At 71.0% G+C, this 15,970-nt stretch carries 16 protein-coding genes; 11 read left to right on the forward strand and 5 right to left on the reverse strand.

Features of this window, described 5'->3' with window-relative positions; all coding sequences use genetic code 11:
- Positions 1-44: 44 nt before the first annotated feature.
- From hppD to nthA, 5 genes are all read left to right on the forward strand, one after another.
- Positions 45-1,190, forward strand: coding sequence for a 4-hydroxyphenylpyruvate dioxygenase (hppD, locus tag ACHBTE_RS16620; RefSeq protein ID WP_394724635.1), 1,146 nt, complete (start codon positions 45-47; stop codon positions 1,188-1,190).
- 72 nt (positions 1,191-1,262) lie between these two features.
- Positions 1,263-2,123 (forward strand): Teichoic acid biosynthesis protein C (Precursor), encoded by an 861-nt coding sequence (locus ACHBTE_RS16625; protein WP_394724636.1) that lies wholly within the window; start codon positions 1,263-1,265, stop codon positions 2,121-2,123.
- A gap of 23 nt (positions 2,124-2,146) precedes the next feature.
- On the forward strand, positions 2,147-2,464 hold the full coding sequence (locus ACHBTE_RS16630; RefSeq protein ID WP_394724637.1) for a hypothetical protein: 318 nt from the start codon (positions 2,147-2,149) through the stop codon (positions 2,462-2,464).
- 70 nt (positions 2,465-2,534) lie between these two features.
- On the forward strand, positions 2,535-2,822 hold the full coding sequence (locus tag ACHBTE_RS16635; protein ID WP_394724638.1) for an SH3-like domain-containing protein: 288 nt from the start codon (positions 2,535-2,537) through the stop codon (positions 2,820-2,822).
- Positions 2,812-3,396: a nitrile hydratase subunit alpha gene (gene nthA, locus ACHBTE_RS16640; protein WP_394724639.1), complete on the forward strand. Its 585-nt coding sequence runs from the start codon at positions 2,812-2,814 to the stop codon at positions 3,394-3,396. The genes ACHBTE_RS16635 and nthA overlap by 11 nt, the downstream gene beginning before the upstream one ends.
- A gap of 93 nt (positions 3,397-3,489) precedes the next feature.
- Here nthA and ACHBTE_RS16645 read toward each other — a convergent pair whose 3' ends face one another.
- Positions 3,490-5,034, reverse strand: a complete 1,545-nt coding sequence (locus ACHBTE_RS16645) for a tetratricopeptide repeat protein (protein ID WP_394724640.1) — start codon at positions 5,032-5,034, stop codon at positions 3,490-3,492.
- 92 nt (positions 5,035-5,126) lie between these two features.
- Here ACHBTE_RS16645 and ACHBTE_RS16650 point away from each other — a divergent pair, with 92 nt between their 5' ends.
- Entirely contained in the window at positions 5,127-6,533 is a 1,407-nt protein-coding gene (locus ACHBTE_RS16650) for an FAD-binding oxidoreductase (RefSeq protein ID WP_394724641.1), read from the forward strand.
- 19 nt (positions 6,534-6,552) lie between these two features.
- Here ACHBTE_RS16650 and ACHBTE_RS16655 read toward each other — a convergent pair whose 3' ends face one another.
- Positions 6,553-6,966 (reverse strand): SsgA family sporulation/cell division regulator, encoded by a 414-nt coding sequence (locus ACHBTE_RS16655; RefSeq protein WP_394724643.1) that lies wholly within the window; start codon positions 6,964-6,966, stop codon positions 6,553-6,555.
- A gap of 309 nt (positions 6,967-7,275) precedes the next feature.
- On the opposite strand from ACHBTE_RS16655, the gene ACHBTE_RS16660 reads away from it, so the two are divergent.
- Positions 7,276-8,877, forward strand: a complete 1,602-nt coding sequence (locus ACHBTE_RS16660; RefSeq protein ID WP_394724644.1) for an RDD family protein — start codon at positions 7,276-7,278, stop codon at positions 8,875-8,877.
- Between the two features lie 89 nt (positions 8,878-8,966).
- On the forward strand, positions 8,967-9,737 hold the full coding sequence (locus ACHBTE_RS16665; protein ID WP_394724645.1) for an RDD family protein: 771 nt from the start codon (positions 8,967-8,969) through the stop codon (positions 9,735-9,737).
- 10 nt (positions 9,738-9,747) lie between these two features.
- Here ACHBTE_RS16665 and ACHBTE_RS16670 read toward each other — a convergent pair whose 3' ends face one another.
- Positions 9,748-10,005 (reverse strand): hypothetical protein, encoded by a 258-nt coding sequence (locus ACHBTE_RS16670; RefSeq protein WP_394724646.1) that lies wholly within the window; start codon positions 10,003-10,005, stop codon positions 9,748-9,750.
- Positions 10,006-10,396: 391 nt separating this feature from the next.
- Between ACHBTE_RS16670 and ACHBTE_RS16675 the strand changes: the two genes are divergently transcribed.
- Together ACHBTE_RS16675 and ACHBTE_RS16680 are read left to right on the forward strand one after the other, a co-directional pair.
- Entirely contained in the window at positions 10,397-12,745 is a 2,349-nt protein-coding gene (locus ACHBTE_RS16675) for an immune inhibitor A domain-containing protein (RefSeq protein WP_394724647.1), read from the forward strand.
- A 158-nt stretch (positions 12,746-12,903) separates the two neighbouring features.
- Positions 12,904-13,254, forward strand: a complete 351-nt coding sequence (locus ACHBTE_RS16680) for a hypothetical protein (RefSeq protein ID WP_394724649.1) — start codon at positions 12,904-12,906, stop codon at positions 13,252-13,254.
- Positions 13,255-13,368: 114 nt separating this feature from the next.
- On the opposite strand, the gene ACHBTE_RS16685 is transcribed toward ACHBTE_RS16680, so the two are convergent.
- Positions 13,369-13,959 (reverse strand): nicotinamidase, encoded by a 591-nt coding sequence (locus ACHBTE_RS16685; protein WP_394724650.1) that lies wholly within the window; start codon positions 13,957-13,959, stop codon positions 13,369-13,371.
- Positions 13,960-14,094: 135 nt separating this feature from the next.
- Positions 14,095-15,453 carry a nicotinate phosphoribosyltransferase gene (locus ACHBTE_RS16690; protein WP_394724651.1) on the reverse strand — a complete coding sequence of 453 codons (1,359 nt, stop codon included), beginning with the start codon at positions 15,451-15,453 and terminating at the stop codon, positions 14,095-14,097.
- A 120-nt stretch (positions 15,454-15,573) separates the two neighbouring features.
- On the opposite strand from ACHBTE_RS16690, the gene clpS reads away from it, so the two are divergent.
- The gene (gene clpS / locus ACHBTE_RS16695; RefSeq protein WP_394724653.1) at positions 15,574-15,891 is read left to right on the forward strand and encodes an ATP-dependent Clp protease adapter ClpS; all 318 of its coding nucleotides are present in this window, start codon (positions 15,574-15,576) and stop codon (positions 15,889-15,891) included.
- Positions 15,892-15,970: the final 79 nt, after the last annotated feature.

A 15,970-nucleotide genomic window follows, 5' to 3' on the forward strand; every position in this document is an offset into this window, starting at 1 on the left:
CACGAACTATTGCGCACCTTGCCGTGCCGGGCGAGGCTGCGCCTATGACGCAGACCACACACCACACTCCCGACACCGCCCGGCAGGCCGACCCCTTCCCGGTCAAGGGAATGGACGCGGTCGTCTTCGCCGTGGGCAACGCCAAGCAGGCGGCGCACTACTACTCGACCGCCTTCGGCATGCGCCTCGTCGCGTACTCCGGACCGGAGAACGGCAGCCGCGAGACCGCGAGCTACGTGCTGGAGAACGGCTCCGCCCGTTTCGTCCTCACGTCCGTCATCAAGCCCGCCACCCCCTGGGGCCACTTCCTCGCCCAGCACGTGGCCGAGCACGGCGACGGCGTCGTCGACCTCGCCATCGAGGTCCCGGACGCGCGTGCCGCGTACGCCTACGCCCTCGAGCACGGCGCGAGCTCGGTCGCCGAGCCGTACGAACTGAAGGACGAGCACGGGACCGTCGTGCTGGCCGCCATCGCCACATACGGCGAGACCCGCCACACCCTCGTCGAGCGCAGCGGCTACGACGGCCCGTACCTGCCCGGCTATGTCGCCGCCGCGCCGATGGTCGAACCGCCCGCCCAGCGCACCTTCCAGGCCATCGATCACTGCGTCGGCAACGTCGAGCTCGGCCGGATGAACGAATGGGTCGGCTTCTACAACAAGGTCATGGGCTTCACGAACATGAAGGAGTTCGTGGGCGACGACATCGCGACCGAGTACAGCGCGCTGATGTCGAAGGTCGTGGCCGACGGCACGCTCAAGGTCAAGTTCCCGATCAACGAGCCGGCCATCGCCAAGAAGAAGTCCCAGATCGACGAGTACCTGGAGTTCTACGGCGGTGCCGGCGTCCAGCACATCGCGCTGAACACAGGCGACATCGTGGCGACGGTCCGCACGATGCGCGCGGCCGGCGTCCAGTTCCTCGACACCCCGGACTCGTACTACGACACCCTCGGCGAGTGGGTCGGTGACACCCGCGTGCCCATCGAGACCCTGCGCGAGCTGAAGATCCTCGCGGACCGCGACGAGGACGGCTATCTGCTCCAGATCTTCACCAAGCCGGTCCAGGACCGTCCGACCGTCTTCTTCGAGATCATCGAGCGGCACGGCTCGATGGGCTTCGGCAAGGGCAACTTCAAGGCCCTCTTCGAGGCGATCGAGCGGGAACAGGCCAAGCGCGGCAACCTCTGAGCCACCGCCGGGCCGGGTATCTCCACTCGTGCGGGCGCCACGGGGGCGCCCGCACGAGCGGGGGAGGCCGCAGTGACCGACCGCTTCGACCTGACGGCACCGGCCGAACGCTGGCTGTGGCGCAAGGACACCCTCAAGGAGCCCACGCTCCTCCAGTCGTTCGCCTTCGACGAGGTCCACCAGCACCTGTACGTCCTTCAGCTGCGCCGGGGCGGCGGCGCGGCCGGCGACCTGTGCCTCAACCGGCTCGACCTGCGCGGCAAGCGGCTGGGCCACATGTATCTGCGCGGCTTCGGACACGGGGTCGGCATGGGCGTGCAGCACGCCTCCGACGGCACCGTGTGGATCTGGACCGAGGCCGACGCCAGGAACGGCTACGGCAGGGGCGTCACCCGGTTCCGCTTCTTCGACGGCGCCGTCCGCACCCGCGCCGACGTCAAGGTCCGCCACCCCGTGCCGGGTTCGACCTCCAATCAGCCCTCGGTCTGCATGGCCTCGCACCGCATCGCCGTGCGCCACCGCGTCGACGGCGAGCCCCGCTACCGGGTCTGGGACCTGGACGCGTTCGTCGCCCGCGACTACTCCGCCCCGATCGCCGACTTCCCGCAGACCGGTGCGCATCCCGATCCGGGGATCCCGTTCCAGGGGTACGCCCTGGCCGGCGACCACATCTACCAGCTGGCCGGGTCCGCGTACGACGCCAGGACCAACCCGCCCGCCCGGCGCGGCAACATCCACCTCTCCTGCCTCGACATCCGCACCGGAGAGCTGCGCGAGCGCCGGCGCACCGAGGCGGGCCACTCCCTCGACCACCGCGAACCGGAGGGCCTCGCCGTCCGCCACGGAGCCGGGGGCAGACTGTGCCTGGGGCTCGGGTCGGGGGAGGTGGGCAAGCGCAGGTTCTCGATCTACTTCAAGCCGCGCGCGTCCTGAGCCCGGCGCCATAAGCTCACTCCATGGCCAGGATCAACGACGTCGGCGGTGTCCAGGGTTTCGGCCCCATCGACACCACCGACGACACGGAGCCCTTCCACGCGGACTGGGAGGCGCGGGTCGTCGGTCTCCTCAACGCCCTGCGCGCACAGGGCGTCTTCAACACGAACGAGTTCCGGGAGGCGATCGAGTCGATGCCGCCCGCGGAGTATCTGGCGGCGTCGTACTACGAACGCTGGTTCACCGCGATCTGCACGCTGCTGGAGCGCAAGGGTGTGCTCGCGCCGGGGGAACTCGACGAGCCCACCGAACAGGCTGAGCCGGATGACCGGGTGCGGTGAGCGCGGTGAGCGAAGTGCGCAAGGTGAGCAAAGTGAGCAAAGTGAGCGGGACGATCGTAGGACGCCCCCGATGACCGACCGTTTCCCGCCCGGCACCCGCGTGCGCACCTTCCACCACGACCCGCCGCACCACACCCGGCTGCCGCGGTACGCGCGCGGCAAGCGAGGCGTGGTGGTCGAACCGGAGGGGCCGGCCGAACTGGCCGACGTCAGCGCGCAGGGCAGTGCCGGCGCGCCGGTCGAGCAGATCTACGCGGTCCGCTTCGAGGCCCGTGACCTGTGGGGCGCCGGGGACCATCACGTCGTACTGGACCTTTGGGAAAGCTATCTGGAAGAGGACCGTGACCATGAGCGGTGACCACCACGACGACGCGGCGATCGCGCGGCGCGTACGGCGGCTGGAGACCCTGCTGGAGGACAAGGGCCTGCTCCCGGGCGAGCGGGTGGACGAGGCGATCGACGCGTTCCTCGCCGAGTCGTCCCCGGCGAACGGGGCGCGGGTCGTCGCACGGGCCTGGACGGACGAGGCGTTCAAGGAGCGCCTGCTGCGGGACGGGACGGCGGCCGTGCGGGAACTCGGCTACATGGAGGGCTCCTACCAGCGGCTGCGCGTGGTCGAGAACACCGCCACGACCCATAACGTCGTCGTCTGCACCCTCTGCTCCTGCTACCCCCTGCGCCTCCTCGGCCCGTCCCCCAGCTGGTACAAGTCCGAGGCCTACCGCTCCCGCGTGGTCCGTGAACCCCGCGCCGTGCTCGGTGAGTTCGGGCTGGAGCTGCCGGCCGACGTACGGATCACGGTCTGGGACTCCAGCGCCGAGACCCGCTATCTGGTCCTGCCCCGCCGCCCGGCGGGAACGGAGGACATGAGCGAGGAGGAGCTGGCCGGCCTGGTGCCGCGCAACGCATTGATCGGCACCGCGGTGGTCTGAAGGCGCGAGCCGGCCGGTCGGCGACGGCCCGGCCCGTCGGCGCTGCGAGGACGCGGACCGCGCACCCGCACCGACCTCACCTCCCCACCGACCTCACCTCCGCGCCGGCTTCGCGACCTCCGCCTCGGCACCCTCGGGCTTCGCGCCTTCCGGCTTCGCGCCCTTCGGCTTCGCGTCCTCCGCCTCCGCCTCCATGTCCGGTACGTCCTCCACCGACGGCTCGCCCAGTTCCCGCAACGCCGTCTCGGCAGCCGGCGCCCGCGTGGGGGAGAAGTGCGGGTTGATCCGCAGGGCCTCCTGAAGATGCCGCCGGGCCGGCCCCGCCATCTCCAGTTCCCGCTCGATCATCCCCCGGTGATAGGCGTACACGGCACTGCGCACCGCACCCCCGCGAGCCTTGTCCGTCGCCACCCTGGCGAACTTCAGCGCCTCCTTGTGCTGCCCCGCCCGATGCAGCGCCCAGCCCAGCGCGTCGGCCACGGCGATCCCCGGCTGGCGCCGCCACTCGGCCCGCAGCCGCCGTACGGCGGACCGGGTGTCGCCGTGGTCCGCCTCGAAGCGGCCCAGGATCAGCTCCTGGTCCACCCCACCGGCCGCCCCCTCGGCGACCCGCTCCCGCAGCAGGTCGTACTGCACCCGAGCCGCCTGCCCCAGCCCCAGCGACTCGTACAACTCGCCCAGCTCCAGGGCGTACTCGGGGCACGGCTGCTTGGCCAGAGCCACCCGGTAGGCGTTCAGCGCCTCCGTCGTACGGCCCATCGCCGCCAGCACCCGCCCCTGCCCGGCGAGCGCGGCCCGCTGGTCGGGGTCGAGCCGCACGGCCTCCTGGAAGTGCCGCAGCGCCACCTCCAGATCGCCGCGCTCCCAGGCGAGCTGACCCGCGCGCTCGAGATACGCCGCGCGTTCCGCCGGGGCCTCGGCCGCAGCCGCCGCGTCGGACAGCGCAGCCGCCGCGTCCTCACGCCGGCCCCGGTCCCGGTACACGGCCGCCGCCCACGCCTGCACGGCGGGCCCGGAGCGCAGCGCCAGCAGCCGGTCCAGGGTCCGCTCGGCCGCCTTGTACCGGCCCAGCCCCGTGTAGGCGTCGATCAGCGGCGGATACGTCGTCCACCGCTTGCGGTCCGCCTTCAGTGCCGCCTCGCCCCAGGTCTGCGCCGCCCGGAAGTCCCGTCGCGCGTTGGCCAGCGCCGCCATGCCGCTCAGCGCCTCGGCGTTGCCCGCCCGCACCTTCAGCGAGGTACGCAGCGCCTTCTCGGCCTTCGGGTAGTACACCGGCTCGGCGGTCCGCCGCCCCTGCTCCACATACGCCGCCCCCAGCACCGCCCACGACGCCGCGTCCCTGGGATGCGTCCGCAGCCGGGCCTCGCGCTCGTCGATCAGCACCGCCAGATCGGGCAGCGCGGCCGGCACCCCCGTGGTGACCGCGGTGAGCGCCTGCGCACCCGGCGCCGGAGCGGCCGGCCCGGTGTCGTCCGACCCCCAGGGCAGCAGCGCCAGCAGCCCGCCCAGCACCGCGCACCCCGCCACCGAGGCGATCAGCACCGGTCGCCGGATGCGCGGGCGGCGCTCGGGCGTGTCCTCGTCGTTCTCCCCGGGGTCGTTCCCGGCGGCGCTGTGGTCCGTGGCGCTCTTCTCCATGGCGCTCACTGTGCGTCAATACGACGACCACACCCCGCCGCACGGCGTCCGGCGTACACGGGGTTCACACCGATGGCCCCGAGTGCCACGCTGTGATCATGAGCCGTATCGAAGCCGCACCCCACCAGGCCCAGGGTGACCTCACCGAGCGGCTGCTCGCGGGTCTGCCCGCCGAGGCCGTCCTGACCGACCCCGACATCACGGCCTCCTACGCCAACGACATGGCGAGCTTCTGCCCGGCCGGCGCCCCGGCCGTCGTCGTGCTGCCGCGCACCGTGGAACAGGTCCAGCACGTGATGCGCACCGCCACCGAACTGCGCGTCCCGGTCGTCCCGCAGGGCGCCCGCACGGGCCTGTCGGGCGCGGCCAACGCCACCGACGGCTGCATCGTGCTGTCCCTGACCAGGATGGACCGCATCCTGGAGATCAACCCGGTCGACCGCATCGCCGTCGTCGAGCCCGGCGTCATCAACGCCACCCTCTCCCGCGCGGTGGGCGAACACGGCCTGTGCTACCCGCCGGACCCCTCCAGCTGGGAGATGTGCACCATCGGCGGCAACATCGGCACCGCCTCGGGCGGCCTGTGCTGTGTGAAGTACGGGGTGACCGCCGAGTACGTCCTCGGCCTCGACGTCGTCCTCGCCGACGGCCGCCTGCTGTCCACTGGCCGCCGTACCGCCAAGGGCGTCGCGGGGTACGACATGACCCGCCTCTTCGTCGGCTCCGAGGGCTCGCTCGGCATCGTCGTCCGGGCCGTCCTCGCGCTGAAGCCGCAGCCGCCGCGGCAGCTGGTCCTGGCCGCCGAGTTCGCCTCCGCTGCCGCCGCCTGCGACGCCGTGTGCGAGATCATGGCCGGCGGCCACGTCCCGTCCCTGCTCGAACTGATGGACCGTACGACCGTCAAAGCGGTCAACGACATCGCGCACATGGGGTTGCCGGAGACCACCGAGGCCCTCCTCCTGGCCGCCTTCGACACCCCGGACCCCGGCGCCGACCTGGCCGCCGTGGGCGCCCTGTGCGAGGCGGCCGGCGCCACCCAGGTGGTCCCGGCGGACGACGCCGCCGAGTCCGAACTCCTCCTCCAGGCACGCCGGTTGTCTCTCACCGCGCTGGAGGCGGTGCGCGGTGTGACGATGATCGACGACGTGTGCGTGCCCCGCTCCCGGCTCGGCGATCTGATCGAGGGCGTCGAGCGGATCGCCGAGAAGCACCAGCTCACCATCGGGGTCGTCGCGCACGCGGGCGACGGGAACACCCACCCGACCGTGTGCTTCGACGCCGCCGACCCCGACGAGTCCCGGCGCGCCCGCGAGTCCTTCGACGAGATCATGGCCCTCGGTCTGGAACTCGGCGGCACGATCACCGGCGAACACGGTGTGGGCGTGCTGAAGAAGGAGTGGCTGGCGCGCGAGATCGGCCCGGTCGGGATCGAGATGCAGCGAGGGATCAAGCAGGTCTTCGACCCGCTGGGCATCCTCAACCCCGGCAAGCTGTTCTGACCCGTCCCCGCCGCGGGCGTCACCGGGCGAGCAGCTGATCGAGCGCGTCGTCGATCCCCAGCTGCTCGCCCTCCGTCCCCGGCGGCACCACCCGCAACGTCCGCTCCAGCCACGCCGATACCTGGGCCGCGGGCGCCTGAAGCAGGGCGTCCCCGTCCGGCGAACTCAGCGCCATCAGCACGACGTCGCGGCCCTCGACCTTCGTGGGCCACACCCGCACGTCCCCGTGCCCGGACGGCCGGAACACCCCCTCCACGAGCAGATCGCGGGAGAAGGTCCAGTACACGGGCTGCTCGGAGGTGACGTGGAAGGTGACGTGGACGGCGTACGGATCGTCGCTGCGGTAGCTCAGCCGGGCCGGGACGGCGACGCTGCGCTCCGGCGACAGGACGAGCCGCAACTCCAGTTCGCGTTCGATGACGGTGTACTGCATGGCGTGGTTGTCCTCTCCCGTGAGGTGAGCGGGCCCTTCGGAGCGGGCCCGTACGAGTGGAGAGGGGGCAGCGGGCGGACCATTACGCGGGATCGCGGAACTTTTTTCGGGCCTGCCCCCGGCCGGGGCTCGGCCCGTTCCCCGGCCGGTACTTCGGGCCTGTTCTCCGGGCGCTTCCGCTGTTGTGAAGTACCTGTACGAGGTTGCCCGGAAAGGAGCGGGTCCCGCGGGACTGCCGGTGCGGGGTGCGCCGGTCTGATAGATGTGGAGGCCCCCAATCGACCCTCGAGCAGATACCGGACGACGGACATGAGCGCCCCAACCCCGGCCCCAGGTGACGACAGGCCCCGCGAAGGGTATTACCCGGACCCGTCCATTCCTGGATATGTCCGGTACTGGAACGGCGTCTCCTGGGTGCCGGGCACCAGCCGTCCGGCCCCGACCGACGGTGAAACGCTCAGCCCGCCGCCGGGCGCGGGCCAGGGCGGGTCCGCGGCGGGGGCCGCCCAGACCGCCCAGGCCGCCGCGGGGGCCTCGGTCGAGGAGACCGGCCCGCACTTCTTCGACGAGGACCCGGCCGGGCAGCCCGCTCCGGACGGGGGGCAGCACGGCAACCGCCCCGAACCGGCCTCGGCGTGGGGCGCCGACCCCTCCCGGCAGGCCGGTTTCGGCGGCGACCCGGACCACCGCGTCTCCTGGGGCGCCCAGCAGGGCACCGACCCGAGGGATCCGCGTGCCGCCGCCGGCCAGGCCCGGCCCGACGCCTCGCCCGGCCGCCCGGACGCCGGCGCCGACGCGGGCGACCTCGACTCCGGAAACACGTTCATGATGCGCCGGCCCACGGCGCGGTCCGGGGACGCGTCTTCCGCCGGCTCCCAGCAGGGCGGCCGGTCCGCCGAGCACACCCCGAACTCCGGTGGCTCCGCGCCCGTCGACGGCACCATGGCCATCCGCGCGCTGTCCCCGCGCACGGCGCAGCAGGGCGGGGCGGCAGGGTCGCAGTCCGGGAGCACGGGCGCGTCCGCCGGATCGGGCGCCGCGCGTCCGGACGCGAACCGCCCCTCCGCGGCCGGCGCTCCGCAGGGCCCGGGCTTCGGGGCGGGGAATGCCGCCGCGGAGCGTGCCTCGGGGGCCCAGGCACCGGCCCAGGCGGGCGCTCAGGCCGCGTCCGCAGCCCCGTCGGGTACCGCTGCCCCCACCGCCCTCTCGGGGCCGCAGCAGGGCGCTGCGAGCGTCCCCCAGCAGGCCGGCGCGCAGTCCGCAGCCGCCGGTTCCGCCGCGCCCGTGACCTCCGGACCCGGCGGCGGCCAGTCCTCCTGGGCGCAGCAGGTCCACCGGCTCGCCGGGCCGGCCGACGACGACCAGCCGGTCGCCCCCTGGAAGCCCGTGCGGGAGGACCCCTTCGCGGCTGCCGCCCTGCGCCAGGCCGCGGCCCGCCCCGCGAACCTCGGCAAGCGGCTGGCCGCACGGCTGGTGGACTCGGTGGTGCTGGCCGCCGTCACCGCGGTGGCCGCCGTGCCGCTCGGCACCAAGGCGATCGACCACATCAACGACAAGATCGACGCCGCCAAGCTCTCCGGCGAGACCGTCACCGTCTGGCTGCTGGACGGCACGACGTCGGTGTACTTCGGCATCATCCTCGCCGTCCTGCTGGTGGCCGGTCTCCTCTACGAGGCCCTGCCCACCGCCAAGTGGGGCCGCACGCTGGGCAAGAAGCTGCTCGGCCTGGAGGTGCGGGACATCGAGGCCCACGAGCCCCCGGAGTTCGGGGCGGCCCTGAAGCGCTGGCTCGTCTACAGCGTTCCCGGGCTGCTCGTGATCGGGGTCGTCGGTGTGCTGTGGTGCCTGTTCGACAGGCCGTGGCACCAGTGCTGGCACGACAAGGCGGCGCGTACGTTCGTCGCGGGCTGACCGGGTCCTGCGAACGGCCCGGATGATCCGGTACTCCGGACGGCCCCGCGCCGGATGCGAAGGCGCGGGGTTCGCGGTCGACTCGGGCCATGAGCAGCGAACCGCCTCCCGGCCCTGGCCAGCAACCCCCGGAAGACGACCCGTTCAGGAAGCAGCCCCCGCCGCCGGACGGCCAGGGTTCGCCGGGCGGCGAGGGACCGCCGTACGGCAGCCGGCCTCCGCCCGGGGGTGAGCCACCACCCGGGGGTGAGCCCCCGCCCGGCGGTCAGCCGCCATCCGGGGGCCAACCTCCCCCCGGCGGCGGTCCGTACGGTGGTGGCGGTCCGTACGGCGGTGGCCCCTACGGTGGCGGCCCCTACGGGGGCGGTGACCCGTACGGCGGTGGCGGCCCCCCGGACCCCCTCGCCGGGATGCACCCTCTCGCCGACAGCTTCAGGCGCACGCTGGCGCGCGTCATCGACATGATCCTGGTGGGCGTCGTCGTATGGCTGCTCACCTGGGGCTTCGGGGTCACCGAGTACGAAGTGGACACCGACAAGGTGGAGTACGGCAGGGGCCTGTTGCAGTCGCTGGTCGCCGCCGTGCTCTTCATCGGCTACGACACCGCCATGACCGTCCGATCGGGGCAGACGCTCGGCAAGAGGCTGTTCAACATGCGGGTGGCCAACCTCGACAACGGCGCCACCCCGTCGGTGCAGACCGCGCTGATCCGGGCGGCCGTGCTGTGGCTTCCGTTCGCCTTCTGCTGCGCCTGCGTCTGGACCATCATCTGCGGCGGCTGGAGCTACTTCGACCGCCCCTACAAACAGGGCCTGCACGACAAGGCGGCGAAGACGGTCGTGGTCAGCGCCGGCAGCTGAGGTGCGGCGGTCAGGACTGCGTCAGGACCCGCTCCTCGGACTGTTCCCGGCCCGCGTCGGCGGGCGTGCGCCCCGCCACCACACGCGACCTGCTCGGCATGGGCACCGTCATGGCCACCAGCAGCCCGAGCAGGAGCGCCGCGACGGCGATGACCGCGATGCCCGGGCCCGAACTCGTCTGGGACAGCAGCAGCATGGCGAGCGTCGAGAAGATCACGGTGCACGAGCCGTAGGCGAGCTGTGCGGCAGTCGGACGAGGCATGATCATCGTGTCCTCGGAATCAGGGGTGCACGGGGGTCTCGGCCTGGCTTTCCGCCGACGTCCGGGCGTTCCGCCATCCGACTCTAACCGCGTCCATGCCCGAGGGGAACGAACAGTAAGCGTGACCTGACCAACAGTGCCGGTGCACGGGGGGCGCACGGAGTCATGTCGTCCACCAAGTGGACGGCGCAACGCGCCCGTTGGGTAAAAGATCGTTGTTCGCTAAATGAACATGGACTCCGCATAATGCAATTGACCTGTCCAAGTCAAGGTCTGTTTTTTCTGGTTAACCTCTAGTCAAATGTCGTCACTTGACTACACGCGTTGATCGGCGCGCGCGGACCCTCCATGACCAGGATCCTTCATTCCGCGCGCCCGCACGCGGGGGAGGAAGCAAGTGACCAGCAGACCCTGGACGTTCAGAGCGGCGGCTACCGCCGTCGCGCTCGCGACGGCGGCGGCGACCTTCTCGACCTACGCGGTGGCGCAGGCCGACGAAGGAGCGCCGAAGGCCTCCGTGGAGCGGCACGACCCGGCGGAGAACACTCACGTCGACCACGACCTGGAAGGGCCTCTGAGCAAGACTCAGGAGGCGCAGCGCGAAGAAGCCCTGAACCAGGTCATATCCGGCAAAGCCAAGGTGACGAAGCGCGAAGGCTCGCAGGTCGTCAAGCTCAAGAGCAAAAAGGGCGACAGCAAGTACGTCGAGCTGGGCCGCGAGAAGACCGACAAGATCTTCACGATCCTCGTCGAGTTCGGCGACAAGGTCAGCGAGTTCGGCGGCACCCCCGGGCCGCTGCACAACCAGATCGCCAAGCCGGACCGCAAGAAGGACAACTCCACGGCCTGGAAGGCCGACTACAACCAGAAGCACTTCGAGGACCTGTACTTCGGCACCGGCAAGAAGACCGAGTCGGTCAAGAAGTACTACGAGAAGCAGTCCTCCGGCCGGTACTCGGTCGAGGGCGAGGTCTCGGACTGGGTCAAGGTCCCGTACAACGAGGCCCGCTACGGCAACAACGCCTGCGGTGACACCAACTGCCCGAGCGTGTGGAACGTCGTCAGCGACGGTCTGAACGCGTGGGTCGCCCAGCAGAAGGCGGCCGGGAAGACCGACGCCGAGATCAAGACGGACGTCAAGCAGTTCGACCAGTGGGACCGCTACGACTTCGACGGCGACGGCGACTTCAACGAGTCCGACGGCTACATCGACCACTTCCAGGTCGTGCACGCCGGTGAGGACGAGTCCGCGGGCGGCGGCGCCCAGGGCGAGGACGCGATCTGGGCCCACCGCTGGTACGCGTTCGGCACCGACGCCGGTGCCACCGGCCCCGAGGGCAACAAGCTGGGCGGCGCGAAGATCGGCGACACCGGCATCTGGGTCGGCGACTACACGGTCCAGCCGGAGAACGGCGGACTCGGCGTCTACGCCCACGAGTACGGCCACGACCTCGGTCTGCCGGACCACTACGACACCCAGGGCGGCGAGAACTCCACCGGGTTCTGGACCCTGATGTCCTCCGGTTCCTGGCTCGGCACCGGCAAGAACGAGATCGGTGACCTGCCCGGCGACATGACCGCCTGGGACAAGATGCAGCTGGGCTGGCTGAAGTACGACACCGCCAAGGCCGGCACCACCTCGTGGCACAAGCTCGGCGTCGCCGAGTACAACACCAAGCACAAGCAGGCCCTCGTGGTCGAGCTGCCCAAGAAGAAGGTCACCACGCCCATCGTGGAGCCGGCTCAGGGCGCGAACCAGTGGTGGAGCGGCAGCGGCGACAACCTCGCCAACACGCTGAGCCGTTCCGTGGACCTCACGGGCAAGTCCGCCGCCTCCCTGACGCTCGACGGCTGGTGGGACATCGAGGCGGGCTACGACTACCTCTACACCGAGGTGTCCACCGACGGCGGCGCCAACTGGACGGCCGTGGACGGTACCGCCGACGGTGCGGCCATCGGCAAGGACGCCAGCGGCAAGCCCGCGCTCGACGGCACCTCCGGCGCCTTCAAGAAGCTGGTCTTCCCGCTCGACGCCTACGCCGGCAAGAAGATCGACCTGCGCTTCCGCTACCAGACGGACGGCGGCGTGGCCCAGAAGGGCTTCGCGGCCGACCAGATCACCGTGACGGCCGACGGCACGGCCGTGTTCTCGGACAACGCCGAGACCGCGGACGCCGCTTGGGCGAAGAAGGGCTTCTCGCGCATCGGCGCGTCCATCACGGACGACTACGCGCAGTACTACATCGCCGAGAACCGTCAGTACGTGTCGTACGACAAGACGCTGAAGACGGGCCCGTACAACTTCGGCTTCTCGAAGTCCCTTCCGGACTGGGTGGAGCACTACGCGTACCAGAACGGTCTGTTGATCTGGAAGTGGGACACCTCCCAGCAGGACAACAACACCAGCAAGCATCCCGGTACCGGTCTGGTCCTGCCGATCGACTCCCACCCGACCGCGATGAAGTGGTCCGACGGCACGCTGATGCGCAACCGCATCCAGGCCTACGACTCGCCGTTCAGCAAGTACCGCACCGACGGCATGTGGCTGCACAACGCCGACGTGGCGACCAAGATCCCGTCGAGTGCCGGTGTGTCGGTCTTCAACGACCACACCAACACGTACTACGACGCGTCGAACCCGACGGCCGGTGTCAAGATCACTGACACCAACACCAAGATCAAGATCGTCAAGGAGGCCAAGAACGGCTCCACGATCGAGCTCGAGGTCCGTCCCGCGGTGAAGTAATCCTCGTTTTTGCAGGTCAGAGCATGATCGGCGGTGGCCCCCTGGCGGGGTTGCCGCCGATCGTGTTTAGGTGCACCCTGTGCTTCCGTTATTGACACCGGCGCCGACGCCGGTGCCGACCCTGACCTCGACACCGATTCGCACGGGGGTGTGACCGCATGGCCGCAGGAGGTTTCTGCAAGCTGCCTACCGGCAGCGTGGTGGTGGCGCTGAACCTGCCCAGACCCACCGCCGACGGCACGGGCTGCGTCCGTGTCCTCGTCCACGCCCAGAACCGCGCCCGAGCCCTGACCAGGCTCCGCAACCTGGGCATGCGCGCCGTCTACCTGCGCGGCAACGCCGCCCCACCGACCCCGGACGAGATCACGGCGGTCCTGCACCACCCCGACGGCCTGATATGGCGTACGGCCCCCGACAACGGTGTCTGCCCGGTCCCGGGCACCGAGCTGACCCAGGAACTCTGGCACCCGATCAGGGCCCTGCTGAGGCGCCCGGCGGCGCGGACGTAGGGCGGTGGGGGCGGTGGGGAGACCGGAGCGAAGCCCGGCGCATCCCGGCGGTGCCGTGCCCTCCGGGGCCCGACAGGACGGGCTGCCGTCGCCCGGGACCGGCCTCCCCGGGGCCTACGCGACGACCGGCTTCCCGGTCAGTTCCACGCCGGCCTCGCGCAGCTCCTCCAGCGCCCGCTCCGTGGTCTCCGTGGCGACCCCGGCGGTGAGGTCCAGCAGCACATGCGTACGGAACCCCTCCCGCACCGCGTCCAGAGCCGTCGCGCGCACACAGTGGTCCGTCGCGATGCCCACCACGTCCACCTCCGAGACCTCCCTGGCCCGCAGCCAGTCCGCGAGCCGCGTCCCGTTCTCGTCGGCCCCCTCGAACCCGCTGTACGCCGCCGCGTACGCCCCCTTGTCGAACACGGCGTCGATCGCACCGGAGGTGACCGCGGGGGCGAAGTTCGGGTGGAAGCCCACGCCCTCCGTGCCCGCGACGCAGTGCGCCGGCCAGGAGTCGGCGAAGTCGGGGTTGGTGGAGAAGTGCCCACCGGGCGCGATGTGGTGGTCGCGGGTGGCCACGACGTGCTGGTAGCCGGACCCGGCCGCCTGCCCGATCAGCTCGGTGACGGCGGCGGCCACATCGGCACCACCGGACACCGCGAGGCTGCCTCCCTCGCAGAAGTCGTTCTGCACGTCTACGACGATCAAGGCGCGGCGCATGGTCGGTGTCCTTCGGTTATGGACGCGGAGGTCGGGACGGTGAAACGGGCTGGCCCGGCCGTGAACTTCCGAGCCTAGAGACTTCACGTTCGGTGCGGGAGGGGGCATGGGGTGAGCACGCCGGGCGCGCTCGCTTCACGCCCCCGTCGGGCTCCCCGAGCGCCGGTTTACATACTCCGTGGGAATGACAGGCTCCCCGCGCGAGAGCTGGGTCGCGGACAGCGGCAGATTCGCCCGGGCGGCCGCGTGCCGGTCCCGTACGACATCCAGCGGCTCGCGGGCCTGCACCTCACCGCCCTTGACCAGCTCGATCAGCAGCTGCCGCTCGGCGAGCTCCGGCGGGACCGGCCCGGTGCCGACGACCTCGGCCTCGGCGACGCCGTACTCGTCGAGGCGGCGCGCGGCCCACTTGCGTCCCCCGATGGAGGTCTTGCCGCCGGTGGACTTCTTCGCCACGGGCACCAGCGGCGCACCGGGCTCGGTGGAATCGGCGCGGGCGACCAGCTTGTAGACCATCGAGCTGGTCGGATGCCCGGACCCGGTCACCAGCTGGGTGCCGACGCCGTACGCGTCCACCGGCGCCGCCGCCAGCGAGGCGATGGCGTACTCGTCCAGGTCGGAGGTCACGATGATCCGCGTGTCCGTGGCGCCCAGCTCGTCCAGCTGCTGCCGCACCCGGTGCGCGACGAGCAGCAGGTCGCCCGAGTCGATACGGACGGCGCCCAGCTCGGGTCCGGCCACCTCCACGGCCGTACGGACGGCCTCGGCCACGTCGTAGGTGTCGACCAGCAGCGTGGTGCCCCGGCCCATGGAGTTCACCTGGGCCTGGAAGGCGTCGCGCTCGCGGTCGTGCAGCAGGGTGAAGGCGTGGGCGCTGGTGCCGACCGTGGGGATGCCGTAGCGGAAGCCGGCGGCCAGGTCGGACGTGGAGGTGAAGCCACCGAGGTAGGCGGCGCGCGACGCGGCGACGGCGGCCAGCTCGTGGGTGCGCCGGGCGCCCATCTCGATGATCGGGCGGTCACCGGCGGCCGAGGCCATGCGGGAGGCCGCCGCGGCTATGGCGGAGTCGTGGTTGAGGATGGAGAGGATCACCGTCTCCAGCAGCACGCACTCGGCGAAGGTGCCCTCGACCCGCATGATCGGCGAGCCCGGGAAGTAGACCTCGCCCTCGGGATAGCCCCAGATGTCGCCCGAGAAGCGATAGTCCGCGAGCCACTCGAGGGTGCCCTCGTCGACGATCCGCCGCTCGCGCAGGAAGCCCAGAACGTCCTCGTCGAAGCGGAAGTTCTCGACGGCGTCCAGCACGCGGCCGGTGCCCGCCACGACGCCGTAGCGCCGCCCGTTCGGCAACCGCCGGGTGAAGACCTCGAACACCGACCGTCGCTCGGCGGTGCCCGACTTCAGTGCGGCCTGAAGCATCGTGAACTCGTACTGATCCGTGAAGAGCGCCGTCGAGGGAACGTCCACCGGCAGCCCAAGGTCCGCTGTGTTCATGGCTACGGATGGTACCCCCATTTCGTCAGTCTGACGATTTAGGGGGAGCCCCGACTCGGCCGTGCTCAACGCACGCGACTGCGCAGCCCGTTTGTGCGACCGCCCCCCTCGGGTGGCAGCATGGGCTGTGTGACGTCACCCGCTCCCCTTGAGATCGAACGCACCGAATCGGCGGAGGAAGTCTTCGCCGTACCCGAGCCCGACGTCCCCTGGGTCACGATCGTGCACAACGACCCCGTCAACCTCATGAGCTATGTGACGTATGTCTTCCAGACGTACTTCGGCTATCCCAAGGACAAGGCCACCAAGCTCATGCTCGATGTCCACCACAAGGGCCGGGCAATCGTCTCCAGCGGAAGCCGCGAGGAGATGGAGCGCGACGTGCAGGCCATGCACGGCTACGGTCTGTGGGCCACGCTCCAACAGGACCGAAAGTGACCTCTCGTACTCGCAGGTCCGCCCACGACCTCCAGACCCGCAAGTGCGCCCATGACCCCCCGACCCGCAGGATCACACG

This window comes from Streptomyces sp. M41, from assembly GCF_043673425.1.
Classification (GTDB): Bacteria; Actinomycetota; Actinomycetes; order Streptomycetales; family Streptomycetaceae; genus Streptomyces.

Bases quoted from the DNA above. Each gene is read 5' to 3' on its own strand.
- ACHBTE_RS16665 (WP_394724645.1), top strand. From the start codon at position 8,967: ATGAGCAGCGAACCGCCTCCCGGCCCTGGCCAGCAACCCCCGGAAGAC.
- ACHBTE_RS16670 (WP_394724646.1), bottom strand. From the start codon at position 10,005: ATGATCATGCCTCGTCCGACTGCCGCACAGCTCGCCTACGGCTCGTGC.
- clpS (WP_394724653.1), top strand. From the start codon at position 15,574: ATGGGCTGTGTGACGTCACCCGCTCCCCTTGAGATCGAACGCACCGAA.
- nthA (WP_394724639.1), top strand. From the start codon at position 2,812: ATGAGCGGTGACCACCACGACGACGCGGCGATCGCGCGGCGCGTACGG.
- ACHBTE_RS16660 (WP_394724644.1), top strand. From the start codon at position 7,276: ATGAGCGCCCCAACCCCGGCCCCAGGTGACGACAGGCCCCGCGAAGGG.
- ACHBTE_RS16635 (WP_394724638.1), top strand. From the start codon at position 2,535: ATGACCGACCGTTTCCCGCCCGGCACCCGCGTGCGCACCTTCCACCAC.
- hppD (WP_394724635.1), top strand. From the start codon at position 45: ATGACGCAGACCACACACCACACTCCCGACACCGCCCGGCAGGCCGAC.
- ACHBTE_RS16630 (WP_394724637.1), top strand. From the start codon at position 2,147: ATGGCCAGGATCAACGACGTCGGCGGTGTCCAGGGTTTCGGCCCCATC.
- ACHBTE_RS16680 (WP_394724649.1), top strand. From the start codon at position 12,904: ATGGCCGCAGGAGGTTTCTGCAAGCTGCCTACCGGCAGCGTGGTGGTG.
- ACHBTE_RS16690 (WP_394724651.1), bottom strand. From the start codon at position 15,453: ATGAACACAGCGGACCTTGGGCTGCCGGTGGACGTTCCCTCGACGGCG.
- ACHBTE_RS16645 (WP_394724640.1), bottom strand. From the start codon at position 5,034: ATGGAGAAGAGCGCCACGGACCACAGCGCCGCCGGGAACGACCCCGGG.
- ACHBTE_RS16655 (WP_394724643.1), bottom strand. From the start codon at position 6,966: ATGCAGTACACCGTCATCGAACGCGAACTGGAGTTGCGGCTCGTCCTG.
- ACHBTE_RS16685 (WP_394724650.1), bottom strand. From the start codon at position 13,959: ATGCGCCGCGCCTTGATCGTCGTAGACGTGCAGAACGACTTCTGCGAG.